The sequence below is a fragment of the Bradyrhizobium sp. SZCCHNPS1003 genome (assembly GCF_032381555.1).
Taxonomy (GTDB): domain Bacteria; phylum Pseudomonadota; class Alphaproteobacteria; order Rhizobiales; family Xanthobacteraceae; genus Bradyrhizobium.
In genome coordinates this window covers 106,322-126,334 of sequence record NZ_JAUHIU010000011.1, presented here as the reverse complement: position 1 = coordinate 126,334, position 20,013 = coordinate 106,322, and the positions used below count along the sequence as shown (strand labels likewise).

General features: G+C 66.5%; 21 protein-coding genes and 1 tRNA gene. 13 read left to right on the top strand and 9 right to left on the bottom strand.

Features of this window, described 5'->3' with window-relative positions; genetic code table 11:
- Positions 1 to 177: 177 nt before the first annotated feature.
- The 6 genes from QX126_RS19495 to QX126_RS19470 all read left to right on the top strand — a co-directional run bounded on the left by QX126_RS19495 (position 178) and on the right by QX126_RS19470 (position 6,168).
- Positions 178 to 1,695: an AMP-binding protein gene (locus QX126_RS19495; protein ID WP_315783010.1), complete on the top strand. Its 1,518-nt coding sequence runs from the start codon at positions 178 to 180 to the stop codon at positions 1,693 to 1,695.
- Between the two features lie 68 nt (positions 1,696 to 1,763).
- A complete protein-coding gene (locus QX126_RS19490; RefSeq protein WP_315783008.1) occupies positions 1,764 to 3,209 on the top strand; it encodes an FAD-binding oxidoreductase in 1,446 nt (481 codons plus the stop codon).
- On the top strand, positions 3,206 to 3,649 hold the full coding sequence (locus tag QX126_RS19485; protein ID WP_315783006.1) for a DUF4383 domain-containing protein: 444 nt from the start codon (positions 3,206 to 3,208) through the stop codon (positions 3,647 to 3,649). Before QX126_RS19490 ends, QX126_RS19485 begins: the two co-directional genes overlap by 4 nt.
- A complete protein-coding gene (locus QX126_RS19480; RefSeq protein WP_315783004.1) occupies positions 3,646 to 4,749 on the top strand; it encodes a hypothetical protein in 1,104 nt (367 codons plus the stop codon). The genes QX126_RS19485 and QX126_RS19480 overlap by 4 nt, the downstream gene beginning before the upstream one ends.
- On the top strand, positions 4,733 to 5,038 hold the full coding sequence (locus tag QX126_RS19475; RefSeq protein ID WP_315783002.1) for a hypothetical protein: 306 nt from the start codon (positions 4,733 to 4,735) through the stop codon (positions 5,036 to 5,038). The genes QX126_RS19480 and QX126_RS19475 overlap by 17 nt, the downstream gene beginning before the upstream one ends.
- Before the next feature lie 158 nt (positions 5,039 to 5,196).
- The gene (locus tag QX126_RS19470) at positions 5,197 to 6,168 is read left to right on the top strand and encodes a S1C family serine protease (RefSeq protein WP_315716217.1); all 972 of its coding nucleotides are present in this window, start codon (positions 5,197 to 5,199) and stop codon (positions 6,166 to 6,168) included.
- A gap of 19 nt (positions 6,169 to 6,187) precedes the next feature.
- Here the strand turns inward: QX126_RS19470 and QX126_RS19465 are convergent, their stop codons facing one another.
- Positions 6,188 to 8,122: a calcium-binding protein gene (locus tag QX126_RS19465; protein ID WP_315783000.1), complete on the bottom strand. Its 1,935-nt coding sequence runs from the start codon at positions 8,120 to 8,122 to the stop codon at positions 6,188 to 6,190.
- 343 nt (positions 8,123 to 8,465) lie between these two features.
- Between QX126_RS19465 and QX126_RS19460 the strand changes: the two genes are divergently transcribed.
- The 4 genes from QX126_RS19460 to QX126_RS19445 all read left to right on the top strand — a co-directional run bounded on the left by QX126_RS19460 (position 8,466) and on the right by QX126_RS19445 (position 12,163).
- The gene (locus tag QX126_RS19460; RefSeq protein WP_315782999.1) at positions 8,466 to 9,533 is read left to right on the top strand and encodes a phospholipase; all 1,068 of its coding nucleotides are present in this window, start codon (positions 8,466 to 8,468) and stop codon (positions 9,531 to 9,533) included.
- Between the two features lie 156 nt (positions 9,534 to 9,689).
- Positions 9,690 to 11,039, top strand: coding sequence for a hypothetical protein (locus QX126_RS19455; protein ID WP_315783198.1), 1,350 nt, complete (start codon positions 9,690 to 9,692; stop codon positions 11,037 to 11,039).
- A gap of 4 nt (positions 11,040 to 11,043) precedes the next feature.
- Positions 11,044 to 11,865 (top strand): hypothetical protein, encoded by an 822-nt coding sequence (locus QX126_RS19450; RefSeq protein WP_315782998.1) that lies wholly within the window; start codon positions 11,044 to 11,046, stop codon positions 11,863 to 11,865.
- Positions 11,866 to 11,956: 91 nt separating this feature from the next.
- Positions 11,957 to 12,163, top strand: coding sequence for a hypothetical protein (locus tag QX126_RS19445; protein WP_172111383.1), 207 nt, complete (start codon positions 11,957 to 11,959; stop codon positions 12,161 to 12,163).
- Positions 12,164 to 12,227: 64 nt separating this feature from the next.
- Here QX126_RS19445 and QX126_RS19440 read toward each other — a convergent pair whose 3' ends face one another.
- From QX126_RS19440 to QX126_RS19430, 3 genes are all read right to left on the bottom strand, one after another.
- Complete coding sequence (locus QX126_RS19440; RefSeq protein WP_315782996.1) at positions 12,228 to 12,890, bottom strand: DsbA family protein; 663 nt, start codon at positions 12,888 to 12,890, stop codon at positions 12,228 to 12,230.
- A gap of 5 nt (positions 12,891 to 12,895) precedes the next feature.
- Positions 12,896 to 13,681, bottom strand: a complete 786-nt coding sequence (locus QX126_RS19435; protein WP_315782994.1) for a sulfite exporter TauE/SafE family protein — start codon at positions 13,679 to 13,681, stop codon at positions 12,896 to 12,898.
- A gap of 197 nt (positions 13,682 to 13,878) precedes the next feature.
- Positions 13,879 to 14,373, bottom strand: a complete 495-nt coding sequence (locus tag QX126_RS19430; RefSeq protein ID WP_315755910.1) for a hypothetical protein — start codon at positions 14,371 to 14,373, stop codon at positions 13,879 to 13,881.
- A 191-nt stretch (positions 14,374 to 14,564) separates the two neighbouring features.
- On the opposite strand from QX126_RS19430, the gene QX126_RS19425 reads away from it, so the two are divergent.
- Positions 14,565 to 14,876, top strand: a complete 312-nt coding sequence (locus QX126_RS19425) for a PsiF family protein (protein WP_315736171.1) — start codon at positions 14,565 to 14,567, stop codon at positions 14,874 to 14,876.
- An 83-nt stretch (positions 14,877 to 14,959) separates the two neighbouring features.
- Entirely contained in the window at positions 14,960 to 16,045 is a 1,086-nt protein-coding gene (locus QX126_RS19420) for an AbrB family transcriptional regulator (RefSeq protein WP_315716226.1), read from the top strand.
- Here the strand turns inward: QX126_RS19420 and QX126_RS19415 are convergent.
- A complete protein-coding gene (locus QX126_RS19415) occupies positions 16,042 to 16,575 on the bottom strand; it encodes a disulfide bond formation protein B (RefSeq protein WP_315782993.1) in 534 nt (177 codons plus the stop codon). The two genes, QX126_RS19420 and QX126_RS19415, sit on opposite strands and share 4 nt — an antisense overlap.
- A gap of 173 nt (positions 16,576 to 16,748) precedes the next feature.
- Between QX126_RS19415 and QX126_RS19410 the strand changes: the two genes are divergently transcribed.
- Positions 16,749 to 16,833, top strand: a tRNA-Leu gene (locus QX126_RS19410).
- A gap of 274 nt (positions 16,834 to 17,107) precedes the next feature.
- Here the strand turns inward: QX126_RS19410 and QX126_RS19405 are convergent.
- The 4 genes from QX126_RS19405 to QX126_RS19390 all read right to left on the bottom strand — a co-directional run bounded on the left by QX126_RS19405 (position 17,108) and on the right by QX126_RS19390 (position 19,820).
- On the bottom strand, positions 17,108 to 18,178 hold the full coding sequence (locus QX126_RS19405; RefSeq protein WP_315782991.1) for a hypothetical protein: 1,071 nt from the start codon (positions 18,176 to 18,178) through the stop codon (positions 17,108 to 17,110).
- A gap of 10 nt (positions 18,179 to 18,188) precedes the next feature.
- A complete protein-coding gene (locus QX126_RS19400) occupies positions 18,189 to 18,398 on the bottom strand; it encodes a hypothetical protein (RefSeq protein ID WP_315782989.1) in 210 nt (69 codons plus the stop codon).
- A complete protein-coding gene (locus QX126_RS19395; RefSeq protein ID WP_315777815.1) occupies positions 18,398 to 19,414 on the bottom strand; it encodes a hypothetical protein in 1,017 nt (338 codons plus the stop codon). The genes QX126_RS19400 and QX126_RS19395 overlap by 1 nt, the downstream gene beginning before the upstream one ends.
- A 100-nt stretch (positions 19,415 to 19,514) precedes the next feature.
- Positions 19,515 to 19,820 carry a hypothetical protein gene (locus QX126_RS19390; RefSeq protein WP_315782987.1) on the bottom strand — a complete coding sequence of 102 codons (306 nt, stop codon included), beginning with the start codon at positions 19,818 to 19,820 and terminating at the stop codon, positions 19,515 to 19,517.
- Between the last annotated feature and the right edge of the window lie 193 nt (positions 19,821 to 20,013).

Below are 20,013 nucleotides of genomic sequence, written 5' to 3'. Positions count from 1 at the left end.
TTCGCCCGCGCCTACGAGCGCCATTTCGCAGAACTGCCATCCGAAACCTTGCGGCGTGCGCGTATGGACGCACCCGTTCGGTTGAGGCACAACAGCTCTCGTCACTGACGTCGGCGGCCCGAGCCGCGGACCAAGAACGACGCGCGCAAGCAAAGCGCCGACGATGTGGAGGAATGGATGCTGATTCCGATGGCCGACGTACCGCGCTGGTATGCGGAGCGCAAACCCAGGGACAGCGTCGCGCTCCGGCACGGGACCGATACGCTGACCTGGGAGCAGCTCGAGCGCCGCGCCAATGCGCGTGCGCGCGCCTTCGCGGCCAAGGGCGTCAAGCCAGGCGACTTCGTCGCGATCGGCCTGCCCAACGGCAATGCGCTGTTCGAGACCAGCTTCGCGGTGTGGAAGTGCGGCGCGACGCCGACGTCGCTGTCGTGGCGTCTGCCGCGCGGCGAGGCCGCCGCGGTGCTCGAGATCCTCAAGCCGTCGCTGGTGGTCGGTGGTGAGGCCGACTGGAACGCGCCGAACGCGCTGCCGGCCGATTTCACGCCCGAGGGCTTTTCCGACGAGCCGCTCAGCGCGCCGGTGTCACGCTATTGGAAGGCGATGACCTCGGGCGGCTCGACCGGACGGCCAAAGGTGATCCTCGATCACCAGCCTGCGGTGACCGACACCGCCGCCGAGCCGCCGCTCGGCATTCCGAAGGGCGCATCGCTGCTCAATCCCGGCCCGCTCTATCACAACGCGCCCTTCATCGTGTCGCACTACGCGCTGTTCGCCGGCGGCAGCCTGACCGGGATGGTGAAGTTCGACGCCGAGGAGACGCTGCGGCTGATCCAGGCGCAGCGCATCCAGTGGGTCAACTTCGTGCCGACGATGATGCACCGGATCTGGGCGCTGCCGGAGGCGGTGCGCAACAGCTACGACGTGTCGAGCCTGAAGATGGTGTTCCACATGGCCGCGCCGATGCCGCCATGGCTCAAGGAAAGATGGATCGAGTGGCTCGGGCCCGAGCGCGTCCATGAGCTCTATGGCGGCACCGAGCGCCAGGGCCGCACCATCATCTCCGGCACCGAATGGCTGCAGCACAAGGGCTCGGTCGGCAGGATCGACGAGTCCTGCAAACTGCGCATCCTTGGTCCCGACGGCAACGATGTCGCGCCCGGCGAGAGCGGCGAGATCTACTTTCTTCCCGCTGATGGCGCCGGCAGCACCTATCACTATCTCGGCGCCGAGCCGAAGCGGCGCGCCGACGGCTGGGAGTCGCTCGGCGACATCGGCCGGCTCGATGCCGACGGCTACCTCTATCTCGGCGACCGCCTGGCCGACATGATCCTGCGCGGCGGCGCCAACATCTATCCGGCCGAGGTCGAGGCGGCGCTGATGGCGCATCCCGACATCCGCTCCTGCGTCGTCGTCGGCCTGCCTGATCCGGAGCTCGGCCAGCGCGTGCATGCGATCGTGGAGATCGACCGTGCCAAGGACGCGCAAGCCATTGTCGACGGCATGGGTGCATTCCTCGCCGACCGGCTCAGCCGCTACAAGCACCCGGAAAGCTACGAGCTGGTCGACGTGATGCTGCGCGACGATTCCGGCAAGGTCCGGCGCACCCTGCTGCGCGACGAGCGCGCAGCGTGGATGAAAGATGGCCGCGACTTCCGTCTCGTGCCCGCGCGGGCGCGACCGGCAGCAGACTGACGGCACGGAAATTTTTCGAACGTTTACGATGCTGGCGTAGACTCCGTGAGGGAAGGAGACTCCGCGCCATGATGTCGAGACGACGGTTTCTGCGCGCCGCGGGTACGGCCGCGGCGCTGCCCTTTGCGCGGATGCCGCGGGCGCGGGCCGAGCTGCGCACCATCCTCAACGATGCCAGCCGGCTCAACCCGACGCCGGTCGCCAGGCACGTGGTGATCAGCAAGCCCACGACCGACGATCTGATCGCGCGGCTGCGCGCCGAGCTGAAGGAGGCAGCGGCCGCGAAACGCCCGGTGACCGCGGCCGTGGCCCGGCATTCGATGGGCGGCCAGAGCCTGCCGCGCGACGGCACCGCGATCACGCTCGACGGCGGCGCGATCGAGCTCGACACGGCGGCGAAGACCTATCGGACCGCGGCCGGCAACCGCTGGTGGGATGTGATCGCCGCGCTCGATCCCAAGGGCTTCTCGCCGGCGGTGATGCAGTCGAACAGCGATTTCGGCGTCGGCAGCACGTTCTGCGTCAATGCCCATGGCTGGCCGGTGCCCTACGGCCCGTTCGGCTCCACGGTGAAATCGATCCGCATGCTGCTCGCCGACGGCACCTTGGTGCAGTGCTCGCGCAACGAGAATGCCGAGCTGTTCGGCCTTGCGATGGGCGGCTACGGCCTGTTCGGCATCATCGTCGATCTCGAGGTCGAGATGGTGCCGAACCTGCTGCTCGAGCCGCGCTTCGAGCGCATGGCGCCGGAGACGTTCGCGGCGAAGTTCACGCAGAGCATCGACGGCGACGCCAATGTGAAGATGGCCTATGGCCGGATGTCGGTGTCGCGCAAGGCGTTCTTCGACGACGCCCTGCTCGTCACCTTCCGACCCGCCCCCGATGCCCCCGCGACCCTGCCCGCGGCAGTGAGCTCCGGCAAGCTCACCGGCGTCGCCAACACGATCTATCGCGCCCAGACCGGCTGGGAGGTCGCCAAGGGCCTGCGCTGGTTCATGGAGACGCGGCTCGGCCCCGCCATCTCCGACAGCCGCTACACCCGCAACTCGTTGATGGCCGAGCCGGTCGCCAATCTGGCGCAGAAGGACATGCACCGCGCCGACATCCTGCATGAATATTTCGTGGCGCCCGAGCGGTTCGGCGACTTCCTCGCCGCCTGCCGCGAGATCATTCCCAAGGCGCGCGCCGAATTCCTCAACGTCACCCTGCGCTACGTCGCCGAGGACAGGACACCCGCGCTCACGATCGCGCCGGTGCGCCGCATCGCGGCCGTGATGTCGTTCTCACAGGCCACCTCGCCCGAAGGCGAGATCGACATGCTGCGGACGACGGAGGCGCTGATCGACCGCATCACGGCGATTGGCGGCGCGTTCTATCTGCCCTATCGTCTGCACGCCCGCCGCGACCAGGTCGAGAAGGCTTATCCGGCGGCCGCGCACTTCGTCGCCGCCAAGCGGCGGTATGATCCGAACCTCCTGTTCCGCAACGCGATGTGGGACGCCTATTTCGCATGAATACATCAGCAGCAGACGGCCTCGCATTGGACCGCTATCGCATCGCCGCGCTGGCGCTCGCCACGGCGCTCCTGTTCGCCGCCGCGACCGACTACATCCCGGCGTTCATCGATGCGCAGGGCCGCGTGTTCGGCCTGTTCCAGCTCGACATCTACAAGGATGCGCTGCATGTCGTCTCCGGCCTGTGGGCGCTGGCCGCGATGCTGACCCGCCGCAGCGCGCTGTTCTTCCTGCGCGTGTTCGGCACGCTGTACTTCCTCGACGGCGTGATGGGCGTGTTCACCGGCTCCGGCTATCTCGACCTCTCGATCGTCATCGACGGCATCCGCAACACCTCGTGGCTGGTGAAGGTTCTCTCCAGCCTGCCGCATCTCGCACTCGGCGCGATCGGCATCGCTGTCGGCTGGTCGCCGTGGCGCACGCAGGCCGCCGTCGCATGAGCCTGCGTCGCAAAGCGCTATATCTCGCCGGCGCCCTCGTCGCGGCCGCCGCGATCGGCATCGCCGCCACCGCGATCAGCGTCGAGACGGTCTGCGTCGCCGACGTACCGACCCCCGCCGTGACCTCGGAGTTCGGCATCACCGATCCCGCTTATGCGCGATCGCAGGGTGACAGCTTCCTGACCTTTCCGGAATGGTACATCGTCCACGCCTATGCCGACCTCGCTGCGGTGACCGGGCAGGCATCGGAATCGGACTTCCACTATTTGTCAAGCATCTCCGGCTTCTGGCGCAGCCTGTGCCGCGCCACGCGGCAGGCCGCGGGCTCCGGACCCGCCACCTCGGACCAGAAGCTGACGAACTACATCATCGGCTTCAGCTTCACCGCCGAGATGGCGCTGCAGGGCGCTTACGAGAAGAGCATCGGAGCGATCAGCTGGGAGACCACGAACGGCGTCAAGACGGCAGAGGACGCCTTCAACCTTGCCCTGTTGAAGGACTACGCGGCGTTCCTGTACCAGACCCCCTGGTATCGGTATCCCTTCGCCGCCAAGCTCGGTGAGTTTTGGCGCGAGACGCCCTTCGTGCCGTCGTTCCGCGCGATGGAGCGGCGCGTTTCGCTCAGCCTGCAATATGCAGGGCGCGCCACCTATGCGGCCGTCATCGGCTATGCGGCGGGCTACGATCCGGCCGTGCTGACCATCCAGAGCGTCGTCACCGGCCTGCCCGCCGCCGAGCTTGCAGTCGTTCCGGGCGTGAAGGTGATCCGCGAGGTCACGAACTCCAAAGGTATGAAGGGCGTGCTGGTCGAGACCGAGCGCTACGCCAAATTCGATTCTTTCGCCAAGGAGCTCGGCCGTCATGGCGGTGCTTCGCTCGGCGAAATCGCAGGCAACCACCGCATCCTGGTCACGATCGTGGTCCCGCCCGGCGACGGACGGCTGGCAGCTTTCGACGGGCTGCCTATATTCAGCGTGCCGATCCAGTCCCGTCCCGGTGCCCGTCGCATCGGTGTCGACGTGCCGGTCCGGTCACTGGTTCAGGACATCACCCGTTTCGAAGCCGCGGGATATACGTTCGAGCATGCTTACGACTATTGACCAGCATCCCCGATCCCGCGCCGTTCCAGTGAAGGGCGTGCTGGCAGTTGCCTTCGCCTGGTTTGCGGGCATGGCTGCCATGGCGCTGGTGATCAAGCCGGATGCGGTGGTCGTGTTCGGTCCGCCAGACCGTGTGATCCCCGCGATCGTTACCGCCGATGGAGCCTTGCTCGACGCCGGGCGTTTCCACCTCGCGGCCAGAACGGGAGCCGCCACGGTCGGCAGTCTGTATGCTGCCGGAGCGTGGCTGGTCTGGCCCCTGATCGGCAAGGGCTGCGGCCGCGGGTAGTCGGCACGGGCAGTTCCTCCCAGCGCCAATGCGGAGCCCGCGGAACTGGCGCGGCCGCCCAAAGATGTTAAGCTCGCGTTCACGCTGTGGCCGTCACGCGACACGAAGCAGAAGCTTGGTCGATGCACCCGGGGGTATCGACAGAGCAGGAGAACGAAATGCCTTCTTTGACCGAATGGAAAGTGCCATCCGCCTTCCAGCCTCGCGCCGAAGACTATCAATATGATCTTGATCAAGCCCTGTCCTCGATCGTGGGCCTGCATGCCATCATTCCGTCCGACGCCTTCAGCGCGGAAACGCTGGGGACCGAGCGCGCCGGCAATGCCGTCGTCATCGACGACGGGCTGGTGCTGACCATCGGCTACCTGATCACCGAGGCCGAATCCGTCTGGCTGCACCCCAATGACGGACGCGTGGTCGAAGGTCATGTGCTCGGCTTCGACTTCACCACCGGCTTCGGCCTGGTACAGGCGCTCGGGTCGCTTGACCTGCCGGCGCTGCCGCTCGGCTCGTCGGCCGCTACCAAGGTCGGCGATCATGTCGTGCTCGGCGGCGCCGGTGGGCGGACGCGATCGGTCGCGAGCCAGATCATCGCCAAGCAGGAATTCGCCGGCTATTGGGAATATCTGCTGGACGAGGCGATCTTCACCCACCCCGCCCATCCGAATTGGGGCGGCACCGGCCTGCTCTCGGCCAAGGGCGAGCTGATCGGCATCGGGTCGCTGCAGCTGGAGCGCGAGCGCGACAGCAAGGACGAGCACGTCAACATGATCGTGCCGATCGATCTGTTGAAGCCGATCATCGATGATCTCAGGCGCTTCGGCCGCGTCAACAAGCCGGCGCGCCCCTGGCTCGGCATGTACGCGACCGAGGTCGACGATCGCGTCGTCGTGATCGGCGTCTCCGACAACGGTCCCGCGGCCCGCGCCGAGCTCAAGGCGGGCGACGTGATCCTCGGGATCAACGGCGACAAGGTGACGAGCCAGAGCGAGTTCTATCGCAAGCTCTGGGCGCTCGGCGCAGCCGGCGTCGACGTGCCGCTGACGGTGCACCATGAGGGCGTCACCTTCGACGTCACGATCGCCTCGACCGACCGCGCCAAGCTGCTCAAGGCCCCGCGGCTGCACTGAGGCGGCCGCGGGCCTGCACTCACGCGTTGACGTGCCAAGCCGCCGCGATCTGGTCGTGCAGTTGCGCATCCGTCGGCAACTGTGATGCCACCGTGGGATCGAAACCCGGATGCGCCTGGGCGTAGGTCGCCATGGCCTGCACGAGCTGCGAAACGTGCGTATCGATCTCGAGACCGCCGGCCTTGATCTCCTGCAGCTGATAGGAGCCGCCAAGGAACCAGTCGGCCACCGTGACCTGCTGATGGGTGCCGAGAATGTCGATCTCGAGATCGTTGCCCGATTTGACGAACCAGAAATTGTCGGCCGTGTAGGCGGTGCCGAAATCGAGCGTGCCGGTCGGCTTCGCCAGCGACGCGACGCCATTGATGATGATGTCGTTGCCGTCACCGGGCGCGTAGACATAGGTGGCGCCGACGCCACCAACCAGGATGTTGTCGCCGGCCCCGCCCTGCAGCACGTCACTGCCCAGACCGCCGATCAGCAGATCGTCGTTGGCGGTCCCGAACAGCATGTCGTTGCCGCCGCCCGCGATCAGCAGCGCACCATCGGTTGCAGCAATGGTCGCGCCCGACACTGGATCGATCGTCACCGTTGTCGCCGCGTCGCTCAAGGCTGCGCTGAGCCAGTCGAGATTGTCGGTCTTGCCGCCCCAGAGCACGCCGATCGCCATGTCGATCAGGCCAGCATCCTCGCCGTCGAAGCTGGCGACGGCATCGATGAGCGCGACCTTGCCCAGGATGTCGACCGCCGATCCCGTGTCCCAGCGCGACCACAGATCGGATGACAGGTCGGCGGCCAGCAGGTTCTTGGCCGTGTCCTGATAGAGGATGCCGTGCTCGTGGCCGATCAGGCCGGGCGTCGTCGACATCACCTCGTCATGGTTCTGCGCCAGCAGCGCCGAATACTCGACCACGATCTCGGCCAGCGCCTTCTCGACCCCGCCATCTTTCAGATAGGTCGCAGCCGAGGTTGCAGTCACGCTGTTGCCGAGCACGCCGCCGCCGTTGAACAGGGCCTGCACGGCGCTGTTGCCGTAGCCGCTGGCGTCGGTCACCGCCGAATAGGCGATCATGTCCTTCATCTTGTCGGACGGCGCGCCTTCCCCGCTCACACCGGCCGCGGGAATGCCGACGGCCGAAGCAATCGCGTCATCCTGCAGCGGCGCCAGCAGCACAGCCGCCGCCTTCTTCCAATCCTGGGCACCGTTGTCACTCGCCCACTGCATCATCGTCAGCAGCGCGATCGAGTGCAGGCTGACCGGATCCAGACCGAGATCCGTGCCCGCGCCGAGCACGGTCTTCTGCTCGGACGAGATGCCGATCGCGGCATGTGCGATGGCGAGCGCGCCGGCGACCGGTCCGAGCTGCAGCAACGCCAGGGGTGCTTCCAGCACGGGCGCCGCGGCCCGGACATATTGCAGGACCTCGCCGGCGACGGAGACCATATGGATGTCGGAATAGCGCTCGACCGGGTGCGACGTCAGCGCGCCCCAGAAGCCGTGCAGCTGATCGTAACGGACCTCGGCGGCGAACTCGAACGGCATCGCGTCGTAGGCGTAGACCACCTTGTCGTTGAGCGCAGCGATGTAGCCGGCAAGTCCGCCGCCCAACGAATGGCCGGTCAGCGAGACGTTCGATGTCGCCCATTTCTTGTAGTAGGCTTCCGCATCCGGGAACTGCGTCGGCCAGCCGGTCAGACCGGCGCCGCCAAGCCACGACGGCACGTCGGCGAGACTGTCGGTGCCGCGAAACGAAATGATCCGTGTCGATGGATCGCCCGCGAGCTGATAGGTCGCGGCCTCGAAATTGTCGGCGGTCGAGGTCACGCTCGCCGCCACCAGCTCATAGCTCCCGATACGGTTGAAATTGACCACAAGCGTCGGGTTGACGCCTCTGTTGTAGACGTCCATGGCGAGCACCGCGTTGATCAACGCGGCCGACGGCGACTTGGTCATGATGCGAATCCCCCCTCGGCAACCGATCGGCAGTTTTGACCCAGGGCGGAGATCCACGAGGAACCCTCCGCTGCGCCGCCGGCTCTCACCAAGTGCGACATCGCGCCCGGATTTTGTCAATCAACTATCGTCTGCGCGTGTATTCGCGCGCGACTCACCTGCCGCGCGCGTCGGCAGCCTCCGCACCGTGTTGACTTGCAGGAGCCGCATCGCGAGATTGCGGCTTCGCGGAGCGAACACGCGTTCGGAAAATGGTCATTGCCCGGACGCCCGATTTTGCGTTGCATGACCGGCAAGCAGACGAGACGGCCAGACCCGCGTATCGCGTATCAAGGAGACCTGCATGACGGATGCCGTGGTGGATGACATTCTCATCGTGTTGCCGCCACTGCTGCAGACGCTCGAAGCCCTGTCCCACGTTGCACGCTACCTGAACCCGCCGGATTTCGATCGCGTGATGGCTGATGTCGGCGATCCCGAGCGGACGCTGCACACGGCGCGGATTCATCTCACGTCGTGGCCGGCGGACTTCGCCCATATCCGTATCGCCTTCGACACCGCGGCGGACGCCGCGCTGATGTCGTTTGCCGGCCTGCGCGCCGTTCAGCGCGGTGAGGGCGACCTGGTCGATGTGTTCAGGGCCCTTCGTCAATTGCCACGCGCACTCGAGGCGCTGTTTCCACTGGCAGCGACGCTGCCGCCGCTGAGCGAATTCTTCCTCGATCCCGCCGTCGATGGCGACAACGGGCTGCGCCAGTTGCTGGCCGCTTCTTCTGCAGGCAAGGACGCCGTGTTTCACGACCATAACGAGATCGGCAATCGCGGCGGCTTTTCGCTGTATGTGCCGGAATACTACACGGCGGACAGGGCTTGGCCGCTGGTCATGGCGCTGCATGGCGGCAGCGGCAACGGCCGCGACTTTCTCTGGAGCTGGCTGCGCGCCGCGCGCAGCCTCGGCGCCATCCTGGTCGCCCCCACCGCGGCAGGACCGACCTGGGCGCTGATGGGCGACGACGCCGATACGCCGAACCTCCTGCGCATTCTCGACCTCGTGCGCAGCCGCGTCGCGATCGATCCCGCCCGCATGCTCCTGACCGGGATGAGCGACGGCGGCACGTTCTGCTACGTCAGCGGATTGGCCGCAGGCTCGCCATTCACGCATCTTGCGCCGGTGGCCGCGACGTTCCATCCCCTGATGGCGGAGATCGCCGACCGGGACCGTCTGCGCGGCCTGCCGATCCAGATCGTGCACGGCCGGCTCGACTGGATGTTCCCGGTCGAGATCGCGCGGCATACGGCCGACGCCCTGGCCAAGGCTGGCGCCGACGTCGCCTATCGCGAGATCGACGATCTCAGCCATTGCTATCCGCGCGAGGCCAATGTCGAGCTGCTGCGCTGGCTGTTGCGCTGAGCCTGCCTCTCCTTGCTACGACATGGCTGATCGGCAATGCCGCCGACACAATGTCGGCGGATTTTGTCCGCATTGATCCTGCTCGGTCATACAGCGGGGGCGCTGCACACGGGCGGCCATGACGCCGCCGAAGGTCTGCTCATGCCCTCGCCGCTGATGCCCTCGCCTGCCGCGTCCGTCGCGCAAGTCTCGTCCGCCCGCTCCTCCACCTCCGTCGTGCTTGCCAATGGCGTCAACCGTCTCGAGGTGACGCTGAAGCTCACGACCGCGATCCTGGCGCTGGCCGCCGGCGTCTACACCTATCTTGGCGTCCGCGAGCTGCTCAACGGCAGTCCGACCACGGTGTTCTTTGCGGCGGTCATCTACTCCGTCGCGGTCTCGGTCGGCATCTACGCCTTCTGGGTGTTCATGATGCAGTTCATGCCGCACGTCACCAGCGCGATGGGGCGTTTGATGATGGCCGGCTGCATGCTGCTGGGCTCGCTGATGATCGTCGCGATGTCGTCCTGGCTGAATGCGTCTGCCCTGGCCGGCGCCGCGGCGATCCAGCAGCATCTCGCCATCACCGTGCAGAACTACACGCGCGACCTCGACAGGGCCAATAGCCAGGCCATCGCTGCGCAAAGCCTGCTGCCCGATATCCAGCTCGCCTCCTCCCGCTTCGCCAAGCTGGCGGACGCCGAACGCGCGGGCTCGCTGACCGGCACCTCCGGATCGGGCACCGTGGTCCAGCTTCTCGCGCAGATGTCGACGCAGCTCGACGGACTGGGCCAGCAGGTCCAGGAGTCCGGCAAGCGCGTCTCTGCTCTCTACGAGCAGGGCGGCAAGAGCCTCGCCAAGATGCGCGAGCTGATCTCCGACCGCGGCCCGATCGCAACGCGCAGCGATGCCTTCGCCACGGAGTCGTTGAACCTGATGGGCGTGATCGCCAATCTGCAGCAGACCTCGGTGGCACCTGCGGTGAGGCGCGCCGCGGCCTCGCTGTCCGCCGGTTTCATCGCGCCCGCCGCAGGCGGACGCAGCGGCGACCTGGCCGAGCGCCAGACCGCCGTCGTCGGCAAGGTGGAAGGCGCGATCGCCACGCAGGCCGCCTCGCTCGCCGACGCCGCCGACAAGATCCTGGCGCTGCCGCGCATCGAGCCGACCCGCTTCCAGACGCTGTCGCCGGCCGAAGCCGTGCTGCGCTACGCCGGCGATTTCATCCCGAGCTGGGCGGGCGCGATCTCGATCGACCTGATGCCGGCGGTGCTGGTGCTGATCCTCTGCGTCGTCCATGCCGCCATCCGCCGCGAGGGCCTGCCCGCCGTGAGCGCCTCCAGCCTGACGGCCGCCGATCTCGTCACCGCATTGCAGATTGCGCGCGAGGTCGAGGACGCCAGGCGGGCGGCCGAGCGCCGGCCAGCCGAAGCGCCCACGGAGGCGCCTGCTGCACCGGCCATTGAGCCGGCGCCGGCCGCGGCGGATGAGAACGTGACGTCGCTGTCGTCGGCACGAATCGGAAAGTAGTCCCGTGGCTTCGGCGCTGAACCGACGCGTCCATGCCTGGCTCGCGGGCAATCCCGACGAGAGCATTCTGCGTTGGGTCTTCCGCAGCGTTCTCGTCGTCACCGTCGCGGTTCTCGCGGCGGACCTGCTCGAGTTGAATGCTCCGCGGGTGCCATCGGATGCAGCCCCGCCTCAGCTCGACATTCGGCGCGAGGCGCCGGACCTGCCGGCCGAATCACCATCCTTGCTGGCGCCCTTGATGAAGCGGCTGATGCCGCTGCCGCAGGGCGATCGTGCCTTGCAGCAGCCGATTCAGTTCGAGCTGCGCGGCGGCGGCCGGCTGGTCGCGACCGGCACGATCACACCCGGCAGCGCGCGCAGCTTTGCGGACGCAGTCGAACGTCATGGCGAATATATCAGGACGATCGTGCTGAACTCGCCCGGCGGCTCCGTCGCCGACGCGCTGGCGATGGGGCGACTGATCCGCGCGCGGAAATTCGCAACCGAAGTGGAGGCGGGAAAATATTGCGCCTCGTCGTGCCCGCTGGTGTTCGCCGGCGGTCTCGAGCGCCGGGCCGGCGAGCGGGCGATCATCGGCGTGCATCAGATCGCCGCAGTCCCCACGTCCGGGACCGCCGTGAGGTCCGGCGACGACATGAGCCTTGCGCAGAACATCTCGGCGCGGTGCCAGCGCCATCTCGCCGAGATGGGCATCGATCTGAAGGTCTGGGTGCATGCGATGGAGACACCGCATGACCAGCTGTTCACGTTCAAGCCCGACGAGATGAAAACGCTCAATCTCGTCACTTCGCTGCCGGAATCGCGGCCTGAAAAATCGCGCAGTTAGGTTGTCTTGATCGCGGCGGACCGGGACCGCGGCGAGCGCGGAACCAAGTTTCGACCGCGGCGTTGTTGGCCGTCACACTGGAGAACATGACATGCGGACATTCGTGGGAATGATCCTGGGGGCCCTCATCCTGGGGTTCGGCGTCTACATCCATGATTCGATGCAAACTTCCGAGGTCGCCAACGGGCCGACCGCGCAGACGCGCCGGACCATCGTGAACTGGGACGTCGCGGCGGATAGCTGGAATTCACTCAAGACCCGCGCGCATGACGACTGGGTTCGCATCTCGTCGAAGTAACGCGCACGACGCTGCTGTTTTCAAGGCGCCTCGGCCGTTGGTCGAGGCGCCTTTGCTTTGCCCATCAGTTGGCCGCCTTGGCCTTGCGCGCGTCGGCGATGACCTGCTCGAATTGCGCCATGGTCAGCACGCCGGGCACCCTGAATTTGCCGACGATGAAGGACGGCGTACCGCGGAAACGCAAGCCCCGCGCCTGCTTGTCGTTGCGCGCCAGCATGTCGTCGATGGCCTTGGCGTTGGCGGCGAGGTCGCGCTTGGCGCGGTCGACGTCGACGCCTGCTCCCGCGAGCAATTCGTCGATGCGCGGCTCGGTGAGCTTCGAGCTGACGCCGATCAGCGCCTCATGCGCCTTGGCGTATTTGTCCTGATATTTGCAGGCCAGCGCCATCCGCGCGGCAGTTACCGAAGTCGGCCCGAGAATCGGCCACTCCTTCAGCACCCAGCGCACCTTGCCATCGTCATGGATGACCTGCTGCAGTTCGGGATCGAGCTTGCGGCAATACGGGCAATTGTAGTCGAACCATTCGACGATCGCGATGTCGCCGGAGGCATTGCCGAGCACCGGCGCATCGGGGTCGCGCAGCACCGCGCCCTCGTCGGGCTCGTCGGCGTCCTCGGCGCGACCGTCGCGGGGCCACAAGGAAAGCGCCGCGCCTGCGCCAAAAAGCGTCAACACGTCACGCCGGCTGCTGGCGGAGGTGATCGCAGTCGAGGGGACGCGCTTCATTGAGGTCAGCTCCAGATATGCAGCAGGCTGCGCGTCAGCATATACAGCGCCACCACCGCGATCACGATCGAAAACACCACGTTCAGTGCGCCGCGCCGTTCGGAGAGATGGCGCGCCAGGCGTGTGCCGGCAAGACCTCCGGCGATTCCGCCAGCGATGAACAGTCCGGCGAGATCCCAGGCGACGAGCCCGGACCAAGCATAGCTCGCCGCGGTGGTGAGCCCGAAGGTCGTCACCGCGACCAGCGACGAGCTGACCGCATTCATGATCGGCATGCCCGTCGCAGCCATCAGCGCCGGCACGATCAGGAAGCCGCCGCCGATGCCGAAGAAACCGGACAGCGTGCCGGTGGCGAGGCCGAAGCCGACGACCGCCGGGACGTTGGCCATGCTCATCTTCACATCGGGGGTGCCGATGCGGGCGCGCGTCTTCAGCATCAGCATGGCGATGACCATCATCACCAGCGCGAACAGCGCCAGCAGCTTCTGGCCGTCGACCATCTTGCCGAGCAGCGAGCCGATGAAGGCGCCGACGATGCCCGCCGTTGCGAACAGCGCCGCGATCGGCCAGATCACGGTGCCGCCGCGCGCATGATTGGCGAGATTGATGGCCGCGTTGGTGGCGACCGCGATGGCGCTCGAGCCGATCGCGATGTGCGGCTCGGGCACGCCGACGACATAGACCATCAGCGGCACCGCGAGCACCGAGCCGCCGCCGCCGACGAGGCCGAGCGAGAACCCGACCATCGCGCCGCAAAACAGGCTGAGCACACCTTGGACAGCAGAGATCATGGCGAGAGCAGGGTCATTTCCCGCACAGGAAGGCAAGCCCCAAAATCACCGGAGCAGCAATGCCGCCGCCACCGCTGCGAACCGCCGCGCGACCGGCGCCGATCCGAGCCCGGCGGTCTCGCGGCGATGCGCGGCGTCGAAAGCGTCGGCCGGACGCATGATGCCCCCGGCCGCCGGCAACGTCACGTCAGCCCGGATCAGGCAGCGCCCTTCAGCTTCTTGGTGCATTCGCTGTAGTAGCCGCCGCCCTTCTGGATCCACTTCAGGCCGCCATTGGCGTTGGTCGCCTTGTTGGCATTGTACTGATCGACGCAGGTCTGCAGCCGCGCCTTGCCGGGCTTCTCCTTGGCGTATTTCGGGTCCACCGCGTTGGGGAACACGGCGGGACCGGTCGGCGCGGGAGCGGCCTCCTTGGCTTCGGATTTCGCCGCCTTGGCCGGCTTGGCCTCGGCGGCAGGCGCGGCCGGAGCCGCCGGAGCCGCGGCCGCGGCGGCATCGCTGCCGCACTGAGCCTTGCGGAAGTCGTTCCACTTCTGGCCGCCCAGCGTGCCGGCCTCCTTCGCCTGCTTGTACTTGGCGCTGCATTCCTGCGCGGTCAGCGCCTTCGCCGGGGCGGCGGCGAACGTCGCGAGCCCGATCACGGCCAGCGTAGCGAGTGACGAAGCAACCAATGATTTTGCGTGAAAACTCATCCTCGATCTCCCTGTGGAGCATGGTGGAATGGGACGGTAATTCTAGCGAGACGCCCGCGACCGACAAAGCAGGCGGGAGCGTGGCCGCGCGAAAATATAATTTGCGTCGCGCGGCGATCCGGCTCATTCCATTCACTGCGGGTTCAGCATCGCCGGACATCGCGCCGTGCCTTTCGTTCGAGGACTTCAGCATGAGATTCACTGCCCGGGCGGCGATTGCGGCCATCGCAATTGCCACCCTGTGGACCGCCGGCCCCGCCTGCTCGCAGCCCGGATTGACGCTGCCGGCGCGGCCCGATGCCGCCACCGACAAGTTCGCCAGCCTGGACAAGGCGGCGCGGCGGACGATTTCCGTTGCCTGCTCCAAGGAGGCTGACGAGCAGGGGCTGAAGGGCAAAGCACGCGGCAAATTCCGCTCGGCCTGCAAGCGCGACAAGGCGGCGGCGGCCGCCGCGGCGACACCCGTGCCCGCTCCCGCGCCGACGCCGGAGAAGCCGAAATGACCGGCACCTGCGGGTGCACGCGCGCATGGCGCCTGCGCAGCGGCGGGAATTGTTCGCGCAGGCAGCTTTTGGCATAAGGCGCCGTGCGCCAGATCATCTCCTCCCTCCCCTTTGACCTGCCGAGCCGCGCCAAGACCCTGAGCGCGATCGAGACCCTCGTGCTCGGCACCGCCGGCGGCCTGATCTTCCTCGTCGCCCATCTGCCCGGCGGGCTGATCTCCGGCGCGATGATCGCGACCGCGATCGCCGCAATCGCCGGCCGCCCGCTGGCGATGCCGCCGATCCTGACCCAGACCGTGCTGCTGCTGCTCGGCATCTCGATCGGCGCCGTGGTCTCGCGCGAGCTGATCAACCATGTCAGCGCCTATCCGGTGACCATCGGCCTCCTGGCGCTCGCGACGTTCTGCTCGACCTTCGGCTCCAGCCTCTATCTGCAGCGCGTCCATGGCTGGGACCGCACCTCGGCGCTGCTCGCCGGCAGTCCCGGCGCGCTGTCGCAGATCACGATGCTCGCGGTCGAGCGCGGCGCCGACCTGCCGGCGATCGCCGTGGTGCAGACGCTGCGGGTGATCATCCTGACCGCGGCGCTGCCGCTGGTGCTGGCGGTGGCGGGTGTCGCACCGGCCGCGCCGATCTCGCTCGGCCAGAGCGTCGCCTCGCCGCTCGGCCTGCTCGCGCTGCTGGTGGCCTCGCTGGTCGCGGCGATGCTGATGCAGCTGATCAGGTTTCCGGCGAGCTGGCTGTTCGGTGCGATGGTCGCCAGCGGCGTCCTGCACGGCACCGGCCTCGTCGAGGGCGGCCTGCCGGAATGGATGCGCGGCGTGGCGCTGGTCGGCATCGGCGCCTTGATCGGCAGCCGCTTCGCCCGGATGCGGGTGAAGACCCTGGTCGGCCATATCAGGGCTGCGTTGGGCTCGTTCGCGATCGCGGTGGCGATATCGGCGCTGTTCGTCACCGTGATCGTGCTGGTGACGCATGTGCGCTTCTCCGACACCATTGTCGCGTTCGCGCCCGGCGCGATGGACGCGATGATGGCGCTGGCGTTGACGCTGCACATCGACCCGATCTTCGTCGGCGCGCATCACCTGTCGCGCTTCGTGTTCGTCACCATCGCCACCCCCGGCATCGTCCATTTGTTCGGACGGCCGCAGGAGGATGTCGACGACTAGGCGCGCTTCCGGGCGATGCCCCAGCCCGCGATGGCGGCGATAAGAAGCGAGATCAGCACGCTGTAGCCGGCGAGCGACAGGCCGAGGAAGCGGAATTGCACCTCGTCGCAGCGCACGACCTTGACGCTGTCGAGCCGCTCCAAGAGGTTGCCGGCGCTGCCGAGATTGCCGATCGGCCCGGTGCATTCGGTCGGCCCCGGCCAGAAGCCCCATTCGACGCCGGAGTGATAGACGCCGAGCCCGGCATTGCCGAGCGCGGCCAGCGCCACCACGCCGAGCCCCGCGAGCACCAGCGCGCGCGGCGCGCCGCCTTTGGCGGCGAGCGCGATCAGCAGCCCGAGCGGCACGATCGCATAATAGGCCCAGCGCTGCTTCAGGCAGAGCTCGCAGGGCTGCAGGCCCCAGACCAGCTGCATGTACCAGGCACCGGCCAAGGCCGCCGCCGCGATGCCGGCCGCGAGCAGCGCCGCCGCCACCGCCGGGCTCATGGCTCCCGCCACGGGGCGCGCCATCACAGACGTATTGGTCATCGGTCCTCCCGAACGGGGCTGCATCCGGTCCCATGCCGGGCCGTCCCGGCTCCTACTCCGGCCAGCGAAAGCTGTCGAGATGCGCGCCCATCACGTCCGTGCGGGTTGACCCGGCCCGGCCGCCCGCTATAGTCCGCCCGCTTCGCTATGGTTCCTGCACAGGCCCGGCGAATGCCCCTGTGGCGGAACTGGTAGACGCGCTCGACTCAAAATCGAGTTCCGCAAGGAGTGCTGGTTCGATTCCGGCCAGGGGCACCATTTGGGCGTTCGCCAGCGTGTTTCACCCTCAAAATCAAGCTTAAGCCGCCGTTTGCCCTTCGCCGGCGTCCGGCCCGTTCTGTTGGTATCCGCCCCCTATTTCCAGCACCTGAAGCCGGCAGCGAAAGACGACAAACGCTCAAATGAAGGCGGGCTCTTCATGCTCGTCACCGCGACCGGATCGTAGCTTTGGCGCTTCGCCTATCGCTACGACGGCAAGCAGAAACCGCTCGCCAACTAACCTCCATAGGCTTCCTTCGCTGCCAAGCGTAGGTCAGTCGAACGCCAGTGGAAGCCCCAACTCGGGGATCCTGTCGCGCTGCGGATCCTGGAAGTCGAACAGCATGCGGCCAGGGATCTTGCCAATCTCGAGATTTTCGATCAGGAACGCGCGAACACCGAAGTGGCCCTTGAAGTCCTGCCGCACCTTGTCCCAGTCCGAGAAGGCGCAGAACTTCTCCTTGGGAATCGTGCAGGGTTGGGTCGGTGGATTCTTCTGCGAGAAGCCGAGCGGATGCCAATCGCGGTAGAGGCCGCCGACGAGCTCCTTGGCGGCGTAGTGCCCGCAGAAGAAGGTCTGCGCCAGCTCGCAATAATGCGGGTAGAACGGCTTGAAGTTGTCGATACGGTAGGTCTGAATGCCGGTGTCGCCGAACTCCTTGAGCTCCGCGTCGTGAAGCTTGCCCGGCTTGAGAAAGCGATCCTCCGGCGCAACCCCGGCCTCGACATTGCTGACGACCTGCAACAGACCCCGCGCATTGGCCGGATAGAGATCGATCTGCAGGGGAAAGATCACGACTGATACACGGTATCCGGCGACATAGCCGATGCCGAACAGGTCGAGCGCTTCCTTGACCGTATGACCCTTCAACTCCTCGTAGTCGGCGACGAAGGAATATCTCTGCCGGGGCGGACCGAGCTGGGTCAGCGCGTCGATGCCGAGGGCGGCATCGGAGGGGCTGCGCGAGATCATGCGGATGACATAGCGCACACGTCTGTTGCTGGCGAGATCGTCGATCGCTTCATTGACCGACTTCCTGCGAATCGGATCCTGCGACACGTAGAACAGCGCCAGGGACGGGCCGGCCGCGGAGAACAGGATGCCACCAACCAGGCAAAGGAAGAACGCCGCCTTGAAGAACGAGGTGACCTCTTCCGGTTTTGACCTGAGCGCGATGCAGGCGAACACCGTGGTGATGAGCAGCAGGATCAGTCCGACCGCCAGCAGCGCTGCGGTCGAGGATGAGGCGAGCACGAAGCTCAGCACCTGAACGAAACCATCGATGGCCTTGTCCATATCATCTCCCTCCGTCGTGAAGCCGTAGAGCTTCCAGAACCCGGTCATGACTACCAGCTCAGTCCTTGTCGGCGGTGCAGCGTCCGCCCGAGAAGCCAGCGAAGGCGGCACAGGTCTTGAAATTGAGCGAGAGCTTGTACAGGTCCGTTCGCTTGGCCGTCTCCTCGTTGCGCCCGTTCTGGTAGGAGAAGGCGAGCGCGACGTTCGCGCGCAGGCCGATGAAAACTGCAGGACGCGGCCTGCAGGTTTCATCCGCCGCTCGCCGCATCACTTGCCAAACAGAGGACCGACGGACGGAAGAATGACCGCCGTGACCGTTCCCTTTGCGCCGTCCGCAGACGGATTGCCGAAGCCGAGGTTTGCAGGCGACGGGAAATTGCCTGGCGATCCTCCACCCGTGCCCTTGCACCAGCCATTGGCCGGCGCGCCCTGGCCGCCGGGGCCCGGATTGCCCGGGCTGCCGCCCCGACCGGGGAGCCCGGCCCGCCCGCCGACATTGTTGATCCGCGAATAGCTCAGGACTTCGTAGGCAGGTCTGGTCGTGACGAAGACGAGATCGGCGCCTTGTCCCCCAGCGCCGGCGTCACCGCCGCGTCCTCCGGGACCGGCAGCGCCTCCCGTCCCGCCGGGGCCGCCACCCTCCTTGCAGTCGAACAGACTCGTGGCCCCTTCCTTGCCGTTTCCGGCCCGACCGCCGTTGCCACCTTTTCCCCCGGTCCCACCATCGCCGCCGTCAATGCCGCGGAAGAGAAGGACGAGGTTGAGAAGACCAGCCGGGATCGGCCCTTTCGGATCGGAGAGCTCTCCGGCGACCAGATAGACGTCGGGCAGTTGCCGGGTCTGTCCGGCCACGGCAGGCCCGCCAGGGCCGCCGGGATAGCCTGGATTGCCGGTCCGGTTGGTCTCGCCGGGATTGTCGGCGCCATTGGGACCTGCAGGGCCGTCACTGCCGACGGCGGCCACGGCCTGCGGATCGCGCTGGATGATGCTGTAGCTGTCGGGGTTGGCGAACTTGATGCGTTGCGCGGCCACCACGATGTAGGGATAGTTCAATCCGGTCAGCGTCAGCTTTGCCCCCGCCGCGAAGGAAATCTCGTCTGCCTTGATGATCTGCTGCGCGAATTTCTCCTCACCGCTGATCGGAATCAGCGTCTGCGTCAGCGGAGCCGCCTTGATCGCGGCCGCGATGTCGGGCGGCAGTGAGCCTGTCGGAATCTGCTGTTGCGCCAGAGCGACGCTGGGCAACAGCATGGCGGAGCAGGCCATCAGTCGAAGACTCTTCATCTGCAATCTCCTCAGGTCATCATGATTGTTTGAATCAGCGGCCCGCTTTCGAGACGCCGCGCCTGGACGGCGAGCTGCCATCCAGGTCGCCGAACAGCGCCTAGCGAGATCCCGGAATCGGGAAGCGGACGTTTCCCTCGGCGCTGTTGCGGGTCACGTTGCCGCCGAGCGAGACATCGCGGTTGACGTTGAGCCGCGGCTCGTTGGTGGAAGGATCACGGCTGATGTTCGGATAGTTGGTCGGAGGCGGGGCTGGAGTGCGGAAGTTCTGCAACCGCTCGCTGTCGGTTTGTTGATGCGGCTGATAGGTCGGCACCAGGTCCTTGAGGTTCTGACCGGAGGCCTGGGACATCAGCAAGGGCGAGATGATCAAGCCCATCACGATACGAATATTGGATCTGCGCATTGAATCCTCCTGTTGTCTCGTTTGCACGGGAGGAACTATGCTGAGGTGGTGTGAGACGATCGTCAGGACATCGCAAGAGCATCGTCAAAAATGCATCGGAACGACGCCATCTGCACTCACGCACTTGCGCTATCGCGCGCGTCGGCAAGGGCGCAGCACAAGAGGCATCGGATCCAGGCTGGGAGTCGAGGCG